The organism is Asticcacaulis sp. W401b (assembly GCF_046503825.1).
Lineage (GTDB): Bacteria > Pseudomonadota > Alphaproteobacteria > Caulobacterales > Caulobacteraceae > Asticcacaulis.
This window is the reverse complement of sequence record NZ_JBKFEE010000002.1, coordinates 395,817-410,082: the sequence shown is the minus strand read 5'-3', so window position 1 is coordinate 410,082 and position 14,266 is coordinate 395,817. Positions and strand designations below refer to the sequence as shown.

The following is a 14,266-nucleotide window of genomic DNA, read 5'->3' as shown; positions in this document are numbered from 1 at the left end:
GCACATCGCTTTAGAGAGTGTGCGGCAGGCCGTCCGGGAAACGAAAAGGCGCGCCGCGACCGGAGGCGTCCATTGTGAACCCGCGTAAAGCCTGAGCCAGATCGTCAAAGGCGTGCGGGGTGTCGGGCTTTTCGATATGGCCGTCCGAACCGCAGCGCTCGCCTTCGGCCACATGCTCCGGCGTGACCAGTCCGGACATCAGCAAAATACGCACCTGTGTCAAAGCCGGATCGGTGCGCACCTTTTCCAGCACCTGAAACCCGCTGAGGCGCGGCAGACGGCAATCGAGCAGAACCAGCACGGGTACAGGTTTTCCGCTATATTCCCCTTCGCCCAGCAGGCGCTGCAAGGCCTGCTCGCCCGATGAAACTGTCTCAATGACCGCTTCGTCCAGTGCCGCCTTGAGGGCACGGGTCAGCAACACCGCGTCGCCGCGATTGTCATCGACAATCAGGATGTGCAACTCAGGCGGTGTCATCCGGCGGGGCCCTGAGGGTATGTTCAAACTTCGCAATATGCTGTTATTCGGACGGTTTAGCAAATCCATTTCATTTGACCCTCCGCGACCGCTTGACACGGCTTGGTCCGCCGCACAGGTTTGTCCGATGCGTTTGCCCGATCCGTCTGCCGCCGATCCCGCCCTCTTTGATCCGTTGGGGCCCGAATTCACCCGCAACCCCTACCCGGCCTATGCGCGCCTGCGGGCTTTGAGCGCGCCCTATTACTTTGCGCCGTTTGATATCTGGCTGTTCTCGCGCTTTGCCGACGTACAGGCCGCCGCCCTCAACCCCCTGTCGCTGCGGTCGCTCGACCATCGTCTGAGCGCCGAAGAGATCGCCGCCGACCGCCGCGCCCAGAACTGGCACGACATGCCCTATCATGCGCGCTTTGTGCAGTTTTCGATGCTCAATTCCGATGGGGACGTGCATCAGCGCCTGCGACGGCTGGTGTTCGGTGAATTCACCCCGTCTCAGGTCGAGCGACTGAAAACCGGAGCCGAGGCCTATGTATCGGAGCTGTTCGACGCGGTAGGCTCAGAGTTCGACTTTATCAACGATCTGGCCGTGCATGTGCCGGGGCGCGTCATCGGCCGCTTTCTGGGCGTGCCGGACGCAGACTGCGCACAGTTACGCATCTGGTCCGAGGACATCGTGCAGTATTTTGATATCGACCGCACCAATGACCGCAAGGCGCTGGCCGAACGCACCACCAAAACCTTCTATGACTACCTGATCGACCTGTCTGATGAGCGACGTAAACGCCCGCAGGATGATCTGATTTCGCGGCTGTTGAGGCGCTGGGACGCGGACGAACTGAGCGAGGATGAATATATCTCGACCTGTATGCTGATCCTGATGGCCGGGCACGGCTCGACCATCGACGCCATGGGCAACGGCCTGACGGCGCTCTTGACCCACCCGGATCAGCTTCAGCGTCTGCGCACCGATCCCGGCCTGATGCCGACGGCCATTCAGGAGATGTTCCGCTACGACGCGCCCCTGCCCTTCTTCCATCGCCTTGCGGCAGAAGACATGCAAGTCAATGGCTGGGAGATACCCAAGGGCACAAAGATCGGCCTGCTCTACGCCTCGGCCAACCGCGACCCGGAGGCCTTCGCCGATGCCGACCACTTCGACATTGGACGCACGCCCAACCGCCATCTGGCCTTTGCCGCCGGGCCGCACTTCTGCCTGGGTAACCACCTGTCGCGCATGAATATGGAGGCTACCTTTGCGACGCTTCTGTCGCGCTTCAAAAAACTCGAACTGACCGCGGAGCCACAGTTCAAGCCCAGCCTGTCGCTGCGCGGGCCGAAAGTCCTGCCTTTGCGGGTCGGTTAACCCGGCATTAACCCTGATCGTTCACGGTTTGTGCAGGGAGTGCGTCCATGCGTAAATCGAAGTTTTCCGGCCTTAAGCTCTATGACCGCGCGCTGGTCGAAATCGTCGGGCAGGCACGCCCGCAGACGGCGCAGCGCGATGAGACCCAAACCGGCATCTATCGCATCGGCGGCTTTGCCTATCGCGAAAACGGCACGCCCCTGCCCTCGACACCCCCGGCCCCGTCGCTACTGCTGGTCTATTCCGCCGGGTGCACGCTGGTCCGGGGATGACAGAGGCGGCAACAGAGTATAGGATTTAAAAAAAATCCGGGGGGACTCCATGCGTCAGTTTCTTTTTGTTGCCGCCTTGGTCGGCGCGTCCGCGCTGATACCCGTCAGCGCTACGGCATTGGACACAGCAGCGCGCGTATCTGATCAATCGCAATATCTGCAAAAGTGGCTTGCAGACGCCGATTCGCATCTGCAAGCCGGAGACTTCAAGAAGGCAATCAAATCCCTCCGGACGATTATCGATAATGCACAATTCGGCTCTCTGCCTCCAGACACTCAGGTTTTGTGCTACCGTCTGCTTTCTATCGCGCTTCTCAACTCGAATGCACCCGAAGAGGCCTATGACGCCTTAGAAAGGGCGCGTCACGTCCCCGGTGATGCAACAAACTATGAGTACTGGCGATTACGTCTAGCCATCGCACCCAGACTCAAAAAGCACCAAGATGCTGTGGAGGCCCTGACTGTTTTGGCATCGCGCTTTCCCCACAGAATTCAGGAAATAGATCGCAATATTGTTTTTTCAATTGTTTATTCCAGCAATGAAATCCAAGATGGAAAGGCCAGCAAACGCAGACTTCTTGAGGCATTGCAATCGGCCCACTACACTCCTCAGGAAAGTGGTTATTCGGTAGAATCGCTTTCTTTCGAGCTTTTTGAAATTTACGTATCAAAGGGCGAGACCGAGAAAGCCGCAACCGTTGCCGCCGCATTAATTGAACCCGATAGTCTAATCAGGCTGCGCATAGATAAGCGTTACAACGCTTATCGGCATGTGACGGATGCGCAGATCACAGCGGCCTACGAAGCCCAACTGGCACGACATCGGGATTTCGCCTACCGCAATCCGACTCTTCTGGCCGGGCCCGATCTTGTCGCGCTCGACCTGAACGACCTTGATCGACCAGAAGAGGCATTAAAAGTAATTGATGAGGCTCTGAATAAACACGACCGCGCCCCCGTAAATCGTAAGCCCTACGACGATGTGGCCACCCGACTCAATTGAGCTTTAGACACAAAATCTCGTATTTTGTGGCAGTTGGGACGTCATGCCGAAGCCGAACAGGTTTTAAAGATGGCGCGCGACGTATCTGTTGCTGATGGCCGAGATATGGTCAGTCAGAGAATAAATCTCGGAGCCCTCTACACAGCCCTTTCACGTCCAAATGAAGCCTTGAAAGAAGTCGGAAACATCAGAGCCAATCAAGCGAACCTTTACGGCCAGATGTCAATCGAGGGGGTCAAAGTTTGCGCATATGCGCAAACCGGCGAAACCGACAAGATGAAAGCCTCTCTGGACCTTATGCTGCAAAATGCCAAGGCCGCTTACTCGCCACTTCAAACCGCTCTACTTTGCGCAGAAGATAGCGACATGCTGGCCAAAGTCATTATCGATCAACTCGAAGACCCCGACACACGCACATATGCGCTCATGAATGTTCAGACCTATCTGCCACAAAAGAAATCAACACCTGTGCAATTGGCGCGTGAGGCCACGCGGCAAAAAACACTTGCGCGTGCAGACGTACAGCCCGCTATTTTGAAATATGGCGAAATCATTTCACTACCTATTCGCCCTATTCCGTACTGATACATCACAAATCGCTCACCCTTTCGCCACCTGCGCCGCATAGACGTGGATAGGGCCGTGCATGTTGGAGCGGAAGACGATCCACTTGCCGTCCGGCGTGAATTGCAGGTTCGGCTCGGTGTTATAGTTATGCGTCTTGAGGTTCACCAGCTTGGTGGCGCGCAGCACACCCGGCCGCACCAGCTCCGCCGCATTGGGGGCTGAGACGCCGAGGTCGTCGATAATCTCCGGCTGGAACAAATAGAGCCATTTGCCGTCCGGCGCACGGGCCACCATGTCGGCATCGCCGCCGTCACCGGCGAACAGCTTGCCATCGCGGCTGATCTGGAAGTGCACCGACCATTCGTTGCGCTCCATATGATACCAGATGCGCTTGTGCGTTTTGAGGTCATAGCTGGCCAGCCAGAAGTCTTCACCGCGCGGCGTTTGCAGGTCATACAGGATGCGTTCACCGTCAAACGAGAAGAATTCGTGCCCGGCGATCTCCATATTCATCATACGCTTATGAACGTTTTCCTTGCCCGTGCCGTCGGTCCTGATCGTCCAGATGCGATCGACGCTGTGCCACGGCCCTTCGTGGCAATACATCAGACGGTGCGGATCGGTCGGCGAAAACTGCACGTGGTTGAGCCAGTCGGTCGAGGCGGTGACCACCTTGCGTTCGCCGGTCTGAATGTCCAGCGTGAAAATCTCCATCGGGATGTTCTGCGCCAGCCGTTCGGCCATACGCACCTCCTTGGCGGCCTGAAAGCTGAGCGGCTTGCCGTCGGGACCGACGGCATTGTAACCGCCATCCGTATTGGCGACCTTCGGCCCCGGCTGGAGCTGGTATTCGCGTTCGGCCCAGGTGCCTGCCAGCAGAGTATCGTCGGCATTGACCGTCGTCACATAGCCCTTGATATCCTTGGCGATGGTGCGGATCTTGCCCGTATCCATGTCGATGGCGACGATCTCGATGCCGGCACGGCCCTTATCGTCGGCGCTCTTCTTTTCGCCGCCGGGGAATTTGCGCGCGTAGCAGATGTTCTTCGTGCGCGACACCATCAGGCTACCATAGCCTTTCGGCGTCAATTGACGCAGTTTGCGCGTCGCCAGCTCGACCATCTGGATGCCAGAGGGGCTGTCGAAAATCATCCACTTGCCATCCGCCGTGAAGGCGTTGTCATGGAAGTACAGGGATTTGGAATTATCCTCGTCCGACAGGCGCACAAGGCGGTGGCCGGTGTCGGCGTCTATCCATTCCCGCGGGATATCGGCCTTCGCCGCAGGGGTTTGCGCCAGCGCAGGGGCCGCAAAGGCCGCCGCCGCGGCGCCCAGAAGAAAGTCTCGCTTATGCACGTCCAAAGCTCCCTGAAATCCGTATGGTCTGCTTAGGGCCATACTAGGATAGTGTTGGTCACACTCAATGTCACAATTTAGCATGTTCACGCAACTGTGCGCAAAATCCGTCGCAAAGGTTCCGCATGATCCTCAATAAACGCCGGCTGCTGGGCGGCCTTGTCATCGGTAGCGGCCTGGGTCTGGTGCTATCGGGCTGTTCCACCCTGTCGGCGTTCAACACCCTGACCCCAAAGGATGGCGGCTCCCGCCGCGTGGCGCAGGATGTCGCCTATGGCGATAAGGCGCGTCAGCGCTACGACGTCTATGCCCCGACTTCCGGAACGAAGCCACCGAAGGGCTGGCCCGTTCTGGTCTTCTTTTACGGCGGCAACTGGGATTCGGGCAGCAAGACCGACTATGTCTGGATGGGCCGATCGCTGGCCTCGCTGGGCTATCTGGTGGTCGTCGCCGATTATCGCCTCTATCCGGAAGTCGTCTTCCCGGACTTCATGCAGGACGCCGCAGCCGCTGTGCGCCATGTGCAAAAGCAGGCCGTTACCTGGGGCGGCGATGCCGCGCGTCTGGGCGTCATGGGCCATTCCGCTGGCGCCTATATCGCCATCATGCTGGCGCTGGATGAGCAGTTCCTGCGGTTCGATCCGCTGGCCTCCAATCCCATCCGGGTGGCCATCGGCGTGTCTGGTCCTTATGATTTTTATCCCTTCGATGTGGATGCCACCCGCAACAGCTTCGGCCGCTATGCGCGCCCGCTGGAAACCCAGCCGATCCAGCACGCCACCAAAAGCACGACCCGCTTTCTGCTTCAGCACAGCCGCGCCGACACGGTGTGCCGCCTGAGCAATTCGGTCAATCTCGATGCGGCGCTCAAAAAGGTCGGCACATCGTCGCAACTGATCGTCTATGAGGGGTTGAGCCATTCGGACTGCGCGGCGGCCTATTCCCTTCCGTTTCGCGGCAAGGGCCCGCTACGCGCCGACTGCGCCGCCTTTCTGAAAGCGAATCTGTAACGCCTTGTACCTCCCCAGCTTGCTGGGGAGGTATAAAAAAGAACGACCCATATCTTCCTCACGCCGCCTGTAACCGGGTTACAAAATGTGTGGGCCATGGTCTTTTCACAGGGAAAAAGGCGTGGCACAATGGAATATGGAAAAGCAAAGAAAAGCGGCTCGTGGCGCCGAAAGCCACCGTTTCGACAATCTGACCGCCGCCGAGGCCGTCGCCCGCCTGAGAGACATCTACGTCGCCGCCGTCAAGGCGCTGCAAACCGATCTTCAGGCCTATCTCACTGACCGCAGCAAACCGTCGAAAGCCGCCCGTGAACAAGGCCGGTACTGCTATCCGCGCCTGATCGTGGTGTGGAAGGGCGTCGATGAAGAAGATGACGACGCGCCGCTGCACCTGCGCCACCCGGTCGTCAACCGCGCCTTTGCCCGCTTCTCGCGGCCCGGCACCTATTCCTCCTCGATCACCCGCCCGGACCTGTTTGGCGAAGAGATCAGGACGCAGCTTGAGCTACTGCAAACCGACTATAATGCCGAAATCAGCGTCGGCGTCTCAGATCAGGAAATCCCTTACCCTTACGTGCTGGATGGCGCGGGCCTTGACCTCAACAGCGTCTCGGCCTTCGATCTGGCGCGGCATTTCCCGACCACCGAACTGGCCCTGATCGGTAATGAAGTCGCCGACGGCATGGAACTTCTCGATGCCGAGGGGCATCGTCCTCTCGCCTTGTTCGATGGCCTGCGCACCGATTTTTCGCTGGCCCGCCTGAAACACTATACGGGCACCCCGGCCGAACATATCCAGTCCTACATCCTGATGACCAACTATCATCGCTATGTCGATGTATTCGTCGCCTACGCGCTGGAGCAGCTCAAGCGTCCGGACAGCCCCTATACGGCCCTGTCCTGCTGCGGCGGCATCGTCATCACCAAGGACACGCCCAACCCGCTGGAGCTGATCGCCAATTCGCCCTGGCGGAAATTCCAGATGCCGTCCTATCACCTGCTGTCGTCCGACCGTCAGGGCATCTCTCTGGTCAATATCGGCGTCGGCCCGGCCAATGCCAAGAACATCACCGACCACCTCGCCGTCATGCGCCCGCATGTGTGGCTGATGATCGGCCACTGCGGTGGCCTGCGCCCGTCGCAAAGCATCGGTGACTACGTGCTGGCCCACGCTTACCTACGCGACGATCACGTGATGGATAATGTGCTGCCGCGCGAAATCCCCATCCCGCCCATCGCCGAAGTGCAGGTCGCCCTGCAACAGGCCGCGGTCAACATCACCGGTCAGGACGGCGACGCCCTCAAAAAGCGCCTGCGCACCGGCACGGTGGTCACGACCGACGACCGGAACTGGGAGCTTCGCTATTCGTCCTCGGCGCTTTTGTTCTCACAAAGCCGGGCCGTGGCCATCGACATGGAATCGGCGACACTGGCCGCTCAGGGCTATCGCTTCCGCGTGCCCTACGGGACGCTGCTCTGCGTGTCGGATAAGCCGCTGCACGGCGAACTGAAACTGCCGGGTCAGGCCAACCACTTCTATGAACGCGCCATTGCCGAGCATATCGACATCGGTTTTGAGACGATCAACCTGCTGCGTCAGGCCGGGGCGAAGCTGCATTCGCGCAAACTCCGCGCCTTCGATGAGCCACCGTTCAGGTGATATGAACAAAACTACTGAAGACCAGAAGATGCTTATACGATCCGCCGCACCAGAAATGCGGCGGGTATTGAGCATCAAACAAAGTGCGAATGATTTTTCCGCTCTGGTTGATAAGGTAAGTTCAAAATACGGCTTTCAACTAATCAGCACGCCGCAAGCAGGGTTTTACAAAGAAGCTTTTTTAGCCAGTCGGTTCGCGCCATTACGTAACGCCACCCACGTTTGGCTGGGAGATGATCCTCCTGATTTCTGGCTCACAATAGACTCTCAGGATTACTCTTTTGAAGCGACAGAGGTACTAAGACCCAATAGGAAACGAGATTTAGAACTTCGGGAAGTGCATGAAACAGGGTCTCAGATGGACCCAGCGGAAAACTGGCTTACCGTTTCCGAAAACGTACACCTCGTTGCAGAAGCCATAGAACGAAAAAACAAGTCAAAATATTCAGGTGTTTTTGGCCTACTCGTTTATCTCAATACGGGCTTCATAAAACATGAATCTGGTCGAGAGATAGCCGCCAGTGAGATAATGGAGGCCTTACGCAAAATGCGTTTCTCGACCCCGTTTCAGGAAATTTGGCTCGCGCTTCACACCTACTGCGAACGCATAGGCTAATTTTTCACGCAGTTTAGATTGCGTTAGGCTTTGTTAACCGCCGTTAGCGCATATTAACCCTGTCCGCCGTGGGTGCGGGCAGGGTTTTTCGTGCTTCCCGAAAAGTGGACACCGGTTTTCGGACCCAAGAAGCGCGACAAAAATTTGGGTCACACACGCTCCATGTTCGCCAAACCAAAGCTCCCGTCCCTGTCCAATTCGCCGCTGTTCCGTAAGGACGGCGGGCTGATGAGCCGCGTCAAGGGCTTAGGTCCCGCCGCACTCGACATTCTGAAAAAGCCCTACACCGCGCCGCTGATGGCGCTGGGGCTGTTTATCGGCGGCGGGGCGTTGTTTTTGAGCCTGTCCGATCCGGAAGCCGGCAACCCGACCATTCAGATCGCGGCGGCGACCACCGCAGCCCCCAAGGCCGACGCCCATGCGCCAGCTGCGGCCACCGCCGATGACGCGGCCTCAGGGCTTCAGGCCTTCACGCTCGATTCGCTGGGCCTGTTCAAGGACGCCTCCGCCGATCAGTTCAACGCCAATGGCGAGGCGGGGCCCGCCGACGGCACGGCGGTCATCACCCTGCCCAATGACGGCGCGCCGGTAACGGTCGGCAGCGCCAATAAGCTGCCCGCTTCGCCGCTCGCCCCCGCCCCGATTGCCGGTCTGTCGCAAAATGGCCCCAACGGCCCGCTGCCCGCCATCGCGTCGGATGGCCGCGTTCCGGCCTCGGCCTATGCCCGCCCGTTCAAGTCGAATGGCAAGCCGATGGTGTCGCTGATCGTCGGCGGGCTGGGGCTCAACCCGACCACCACCAAGGCCGCCATCGAGCAACTGCCCGCCGAAGTCACCCTGTCCTTCGTGCCGCACGCCGAAGGGCTGCAAGGCTGGATCGATGCCGCCCGTGCGCAGGGCCATGAGGTGCTGATCGAAATTCCGATGGAGCCGACCAACTATCCCGACACCGATCCCGGCCCGCGCACGCTTTTGGTCGGGCAGCGTCCTGACGATATGAACGCCAGCCTCAACTGGCTGATGGGGCGCGCCACCGGCTATTTCGGCGTCATGAATTATCAGGGCAGCGCTTACTTGCGCGATAAAGGCTCGATGACGGCCTTTCTCAATGTGATGAAGGCGCGCGGCGTGGCCTTTATTGACGACGGTCAGGCGCGCGATGTCGGCGGCGGCTGGACGCGCGCTTCGGCCGATCGCGTGATCGACGCCCAGATCAATTCGCAGAGCATCAATGCGCAACTGGCGGCCATCGAAGCGCAGGCCAAGGCGCGCGGCCGCGCCCTGGGGTCGGGCTTTGCCTATCCGGTCACGCTGGCCGTGGCGATCAAATGGACGCAGAGCCTTGAACAAAAAGGGCTTCAACTGGCCCCCGCTTCCGCTATTATGAGGCGATGAGCAAGGATTTATCTGAGTACCGCCCCAATGTGGGCATCGTCGTCCTCAATGCGCAGAACAAGGTGTGGATCGGCCACCGCTTCGGCATGAGCGGCGACTACGCCTGGCAGTTTCCGCAGGGCGGCGTCGATGCCGGCGAAGACCTTGAAGCCGCCGCCCGGCGCGAGCTTTATGAGGAAACCGGTCTGAGCACCATCGACATACTGGGCTGCACCTCCGACTGGATCGTCTATGACTTCCCGCCCGAAGTGCTGGCGCAGAAGAAGATCGGTCGCAATTTCAAGGGCCAGAAGCAGATCTGGTACTTTGTGCGCTTTAATGGCCCCGACAGCGAAGTGAACCTTCAGGCGCACGGCGAGCAGGAATTTGACCGCTGGGAATGGTGCGACCTCGATCAGGTGATCGAGCGCGTGGTGCATTTCAAGCGCGACTCCTACCGCAGCGTTATTGCCGAACTGACAACCCTGCTGGGAAAGGCCTGAGCATGTCCTATGTCGATGGATTCCTGATCCCGGTGCCCAAGGAAAACCGCGCCGCCTATAAGAAGATGGCCGAAACCGCCGCCGAAGTGTTCAAGGAATATGGCGCGCTTCAGGTGGTCGAATGCTGGGGTGACGACCTGCCCGAAGGCGACGAAGGCGTCTCCTTCCGCAATGCGGCGCGCGGCAAGCTGTCGGACAGCGTGGTCTTTTCGTGGGTGATGTGGCCCTCCAAAGAGGCGCGCGACGAAGCCAATGAAAAGATCATGGACGACCCGCGGATGCAGCCCAGCGAAGACATGCCCTTTGACGGGGCTAAGCTGGTCTATGGCGGGTTTCAGGTGCTGGTCGAAAATAGAGCGGAATGATTTCTTAGTAATCCTTCCACTCAAGCCGCCATTGAGGCGGTGGCCAAGGTGGCGCAAGCCACCGCCCGGCGAGGGGCGAAATAGAATCTGGATTATTATGTTTCTACCAGAAATCATAATGATCCAGACCCATTGGCATTTTATCCACAGGGCCTTAGGCTGGTGCCTCCCAACAGAGGAGACGCCCCCCATGTCTGAGACCCCCACCACCTATGTCGATGGCTTTGTCTGTCCGGTCAAAGTCGAAAACCGCGACGCCTATCTGAAATCCGCACAGGTCACCGCCACCCTGTTCAAGGAACTGGGCGCGCTGGCCGTGGTCGAAAACTGGGGCGATGACGTGCCGGAAGGCAAGCTGACCTCGCTGCCGATGGCCGTAAAGCTGGAAGCGGGCGAGGTCGTGGTCTTTTCGTGGGTCGTCTGGCCGTCAAAAGAGGTCCGTAATATCGCCTGGGAAAAGGCACAGGCCGATCCGCGCATGGCCGAGATGGACATGCCCTTTGACGGTAAGCGCCTGATCTATGGCGGCTTTCAGACGATCTTTACGGCTTGATTTTACCAACGGCCGAAGATGCTGCCCGCATCCGGCCGTTGAAAAAACGAGACTGTCTCATATGTATCAGCGACATGAGACATTCTCGAAAGGCATACCAAGAGTCATTTCCAATGACCCTTGGTATCAACCGTTAAGATACTCTGCCACGCGCTCGACCTCTTCGGCCGAGCCCAGCACCACGCCCGTGCGTTGATGCAGGCCGGTCGGCTGAAGGTCGAGAATGCGCGCGGTGCCGTTGGTGGCCTTGCCGCCCGCCTGCTCGATCAGGAAGCCGATAGGGTTGGCTTCATACATCAGACGCAGCTTGCCCTCGGCGCGCTTGGTATCGCCCGGATACATGAAAATACCCCCGCGCGTGAGAATGCGGTGCACGTCACCGACCATAGAGGCCAGCCAGCGCATGTTGAAATCGGCGCCGCGCGGGCCGTCCTTGCCGGCCACGCACTCGTCGATATAGCGCTGAATGCCGGGGAACCAGTGGCGATGATTGGACATGTTGATGGCAAATTCGCGCGTCGAAACCGGAATCGTCATGGCGGTCTTGGTCTGTATCCACACGCCGTCGGCATCCGGCGTAAAGGCCACGACGCCCTTGCCCACGGTGAGGACGAGGAGGGTCTGCGGGCCATAGGCCGCGTAACCGGCGGCCACCTGATCGCGGCCCGGACGCAGGAAGTCGCTTAAGCTCAGATCACCCTGCGGCGCGGGCAGGACGGAGAAGATGGTGCCGACCACGCCGTTGACATCGACATTGCTCGACCCGTCGATAGGGTCGAAGAACAGCAGATAGTCGCCCTTATCGAAGGCCACATAGTCGTCCATCTCTTCAGAGGCCAGACCGCGCACCACGCCCTTCCAGCGGGCTTCTTCGAGCATGATGTCGTTGGCAATGACATCGAGCTGCTTCTGCACCTCGCCCTGCACGTTTTCCTGTTCCAGCGCGCCCTGAAGATCATTGACAGCGCTGAGGTTCACGGTGCGGCCGATCACGGCGCAGGTCTCGGCCATGGCGGCGATCAGGGTTTTCAGGCTTTGCGGCAGGCCGCTCTGGCCTTCGAGGAAGGCGGTCAATGTCACTGGCATTAGAAATCGCTTTTGTTGTCATTTTTGGGTGCCGCAGGACTAGCCTTCCACGCGCCCGGCGTCAACGCGGTCTTAAGCGTGGTGTGCCATGATAAGTCTTCCTTCAGAACGAGGGCCCCATGCCTGCGCCGAAACTGCCCGAAATCTCACCTGACCGGCTGAAACTGTCGGAACTGATCAGCGCCTTTTCCTATGCGCTAGACATTACCGAAGGGCAGCCGGAAGGGCACTGCGTGCGCTGCTGCTATATCGGTATGCACATTGCCGATGAGTTGGGCTTTTCGGCGGATGAGAAGTGGGAGCTTTATTACGTCCTGCTGCTCAAGGATCTGGGCTGCTCATCCAATGCGGCGCGCATCTGTCAGCTTTACCTGACCGATGATCTGAGCTTTAAACGCGATTTCAAGGACATCGACACCGGCCTGTCGGACGTGCTGGGCTTTGTCATGGCGCACACAGGGCTGAAGTCCGATCTGGCCGAACGTTTCCGCGCCGTGGTCAATATTTTCAAGAACGGCGGCGAGATTTCGCGCGAACTGATCGAAACGCGCTGCACGCGCGGCGCTGACATTGCGCGGCAACTGCGTTTCCCAGAGGCCGTCGCCATCGGTATCCGCGATCTGGATGAGCACTGGGACGGGCGCGGTCAGCCGCAGGGTCTGCGGCGTCAGGCCATATCCCCCTATGCCCGCATCGCGCTTCTGTGTCAGTGCGTCGATGTGTTTTTCAAAAGCCGGGGCAAGGCGGCTGCCTTGCGTGAAATCCTCAATCGCGCCGGGACCTGGTTTGAGCCAGAAGCCGCCGATGCCTTCTTTGAGGTGGCGTCGCGAAATGGCTTCTGGGAGGGGCTGTGCGCACCCGATCTGGTGCAGCGTATTCAGTCGATGGAACCGGCGCACCACGAAGTCGCGCTGGATGAAGACTATCTCGACGATATCGCCATTGCCTTTGGTCAGGTGGTCGATTCCAAAAGCCCCTATACAGCGGGTCATTCGTCCCGGGTTGCCCTCTATACCGATATGATGGCCGAGGTGATGGGGCTCGACGCCCGCGCGCGGCGCTGGCTGAAACGCGCCGCCCTGCTGCACGATGTGGGTAAGCTGGGCGTGTCGAACACCATTCTCGACAAACCGGGGCGGCTGGATGGCGAAGAGTGGGCGCAGATGCAGGCCCACGCCCTCTATACGGAAACCATACTGTCGCGCATCGGGGCCTTTTCGGAACTGGCGCGCATTGCGGGGGCCCACCATGAGCGCCTGGATGGCAAGGGCTATCCGCACGGCCTCAGCGCCGACGAGATCAGTCTGGAAACGCGCATCATTTCGACGGCGGACTTTTTTGACGCCCTGACCGCCGACCGCCCCTATCGCCCGGCCCTGCCGATCTGGAAGGCGCTGGAGATCATCGGGCAAAGCGTCGGCGATGCCATCGACCCGACCTGTTTTGAGGCGTTGAAACAGGCCATTGACCGTATCGAGACCGACGCAAAGGCGGGCACGGTCAGCTTCGATGCCACTGAACGCCCGGTTCAGAAGGTGGCTTAGAGCCTCTTCTGCCAGAAGAGGGCGCGGCCCATGGCCGGGTCCAGCACGTAATCGCCATAGCCCAGAGACTGATAAAGCCTTTGCGCTGTTGCATTGCCTTCCAGCACCTCAAGGGTGAGCTTGGCGCAGCCGCGTTCGCGGGCAATCGCTTCGGCCTCAGCCATCAGCGCGCGCGCCACGCCCTGCCCGCGAAACGCCGGGGCGACGATCAGGTCATGGATGTTAAGCAGGGGCCGCGCAGCAAAGGTCGAAAACCCGGCAAAGGCATTGAGCAGACCTGCCGGTTGCCCGTCGGCAAAGGCCAGAAGCGACATCGCCCCCGGCGTGGCTGCCAGACGCTCGATCAGTACCGAAGTCACGTCGAGAGGCAGGGCTTCGCCACCGCCCATACGGTCCTGCGCATAAGCCTGCATCAGTGTGACAATGGCCTTGGCATGGACCGGGTTGCGGTAATCTGCGCGAATGATCTCAGTCATAAACATTCCATAGCAAAAGGCCGAAGCGGGGCTCCGGCCT

At 59.3% G+C, this 14,266-nt stretch carries 16 protein-coding genes; 12 read left to right on the top strand and 4 right to left on the bottom strand.

Annotated features, from left to right (window positions below; all coding sequences use genetic code 11):
- Window positions 1–10 precede the first annotated feature (10 nt).
- Window positions 11–478: a response regulator gene (locus ACK8OE_RS06615; RefSeq protein ID WP_290797264.1), complete on the bottom strand. Its 468-nt coding sequence runs from the start codon at window positions 476–478 to the stop codon at window positions 11–13.
- 127 nt (window positions 479–605) lie between these two features.
- Here ACK8OE_RS06615 and ACK8OE_RS06610 point away from each other — a divergent pair, with 127 nt between their 5' ends.
- The 4 genes from ACK8OE_RS06610 to ACK8OE_RS06595 all read left to right on the top strand — a co-directional run bounded on the left by ACK8OE_RS06610 (window position 606) and on the right by ACK8OE_RS06595 (window position 3,701).
- Window positions 606–1,841: a cytochrome P450 gene (locus ACK8OE_RS06610; RefSeq protein WP_410271890.1), complete on the top strand. Its 1,236-nt coding sequence runs from the start codon at window positions 606–608 to the stop codon at window positions 1,839–1,841.
- A 47-nt stretch (window positions 1,842–1,888) separates the two neighbouring features.
- The gene (locus tag ACK8OE_RS06605) at window positions 1,889–2,113 is read left to right on the top strand and encodes a hypothetical protein (RefSeq protein ID WP_410271889.1); all 225 of its coding nucleotides are present in this window, start codon (window positions 1,889–1,891) and stop codon (window positions 2,111–2,113) included.
- Between the two features lie 49 nt (window positions 2,114–2,162).
- Window positions 2,163–3,116 carry a hypothetical protein gene (locus ACK8OE_RS06600; protein ID WP_410271888.1) on the top strand — a complete coding sequence of 318 codons (954 nt, stop codon included), beginning with the start codon at window positions 2,163–2,165 and terminating at the stop codon, window positions 3,114–3,116.
- Window positions 3,117–3,185: 69 nt separating this feature from the next.
- Complete coding sequence (locus ACK8OE_RS06595; RefSeq protein ID WP_410271887.1) at window positions 3,186–3,701, top strand: hypothetical protein; 516 nt, start codon at window positions 3,186–3,188, stop codon at window positions 3,699–3,701.
- A 15-nt stretch (window positions 3,702–3,716) separates the two neighbouring features.
- Here ACK8OE_RS06595 and ACK8OE_RS06590 read toward each other — a convergent pair whose 3' ends face one another.
- Entirely contained in the window at window positions 3,717–5,039 is a 1,323-nt protein-coding gene (locus tag ACK8OE_RS06590; protein WP_410271886.1) for an oligogalacturonate lyase family protein, read from the bottom strand.
- A gap of 125 nt (window positions 5,040–5,164) precedes the next feature.
- On the opposite strand from ACK8OE_RS06590, the gene ACK8OE_RS06585 reads away from it, so the two are divergent.
- From ACK8OE_RS06585 to ACK8OE_RS06555, 7 genes are all read left to right on the top strand, one after another.
- Window positions 5,165–6,049, top strand: a complete 885-nt coding sequence (locus ACK8OE_RS06585) for an alpha/beta hydrolase (RefSeq protein ID WP_410271885.1) — start codon at window positions 5,165–5,167, stop codon at window positions 6,047–6,049.
- 136 nt (window positions 6,050–6,185) lie between these two features.
- Window positions 6,186–7,709 (top strand): AMP nucleosidase, encoded by a 1,524-nt coding sequence (locus ACK8OE_RS06580; protein WP_410272030.1) that lies wholly within the window; start codon window positions 6,186–6,188, stop codon window positions 7,707–7,709.
- A gap of 1 nt (window position 7,710) precedes the next feature.
- Window positions 7,711–8,325 (top strand): hypothetical protein, encoded by a 615-nt coding sequence (locus ACK8OE_RS06575; protein ID WP_410271884.1) that lies wholly within the window; start codon window positions 7,711–7,713, stop codon window positions 8,323–8,325.
- 162 nt (window positions 8,326–8,487) lie between these two features.
- Window positions 8,488–9,720 carry a divergent polysaccharide deacetylase family protein gene (locus tag ACK8OE_RS06570; protein ID WP_410271883.1) on the top strand — a complete coding sequence of 411 codons (1,233 nt, stop codon included), beginning with the start codon at window positions 8,488–8,490 and terminating at the stop codon, window positions 9,718–9,720.
- Window positions 9,717–10,202 carry an RNA pyrophosphohydrolase gene (locus ACK8OE_RS06565; RefSeq protein WP_410271882.1) on the top strand — a complete coding sequence of 162 codons (486 nt, stop codon included), beginning with the start codon at window positions 9,717–9,719 and terminating at the stop codon, window positions 10,200–10,202. The genes ACK8OE_RS06570 and ACK8OE_RS06565 overlap by 4 nt, the downstream gene beginning before the upstream one ends.
- Window positions 10,203–10,204: 2 nt before the next feature.
- Complete coding sequence (locus ACK8OE_RS06560) at window positions 10,205–10,567, top strand: DUF1428 domain-containing protein (protein WP_126421822.1); 363 nt, start codon at window positions 10,205–10,207, stop codon at window positions 10,565–10,567.
- Between the two features lie 190 nt (window positions 10,568–10,757).
- Window positions 10,758–11,120 carry a DUF1428 domain-containing protein gene (locus ACK8OE_RS06555; RefSeq protein WP_290797235.1) on the top strand — a complete coding sequence of 121 codons (363 nt, stop codon included), beginning with the start codon at window positions 10,758–10,760 and terminating at the stop codon, window positions 11,118–11,120.
- A 126-nt stretch (window positions 11,121–11,246) separates the two neighbouring features.
- Here ACK8OE_RS06555 and ACK8OE_RS06550 read toward each other — a convergent pair whose 3' ends face one another.
- A complete protein-coding gene (locus ACK8OE_RS06550; protein ID WP_410271881.1) occupies window positions 11,247–12,206 on the bottom strand; it encodes a class 1 fructose-bisphosphatase in 960 nt (319 codons plus the stop codon).
- A 119-nt stretch (window positions 12,207–12,325) separates the two neighbouring features.
- Here ACK8OE_RS06550 and ACK8OE_RS06545 point away from each other — a divergent pair, with 119 nt between their 5' ends.
- On the top strand, window positions 12,326–13,750 hold the full coding sequence (locus tag ACK8OE_RS06545) for an HD-GYP domain-containing protein (RefSeq protein WP_410271880.1): 1,425 nt from the start codon (window positions 12,326–12,328) through the stop codon (window positions 13,748–13,750).
- Here ACK8OE_RS06545 and ACK8OE_RS06540 read toward each other — a convergent pair.
- Window positions 13,747–14,226 carry a GNAT family N-acetyltransferase gene (locus tag ACK8OE_RS06540; protein WP_410271879.1) on the bottom strand — a complete coding sequence of 160 codons (480 nt, stop codon included), beginning with the start codon at window positions 14,224–14,226 and terminating at the stop codon, window positions 13,747–13,749. The two genes, ACK8OE_RS06545 and ACK8OE_RS06540, sit on opposite strands and share 4 nt — an antisense overlap.
- Window positions 14,227–14,266: the final 40 nt, after the last annotated feature.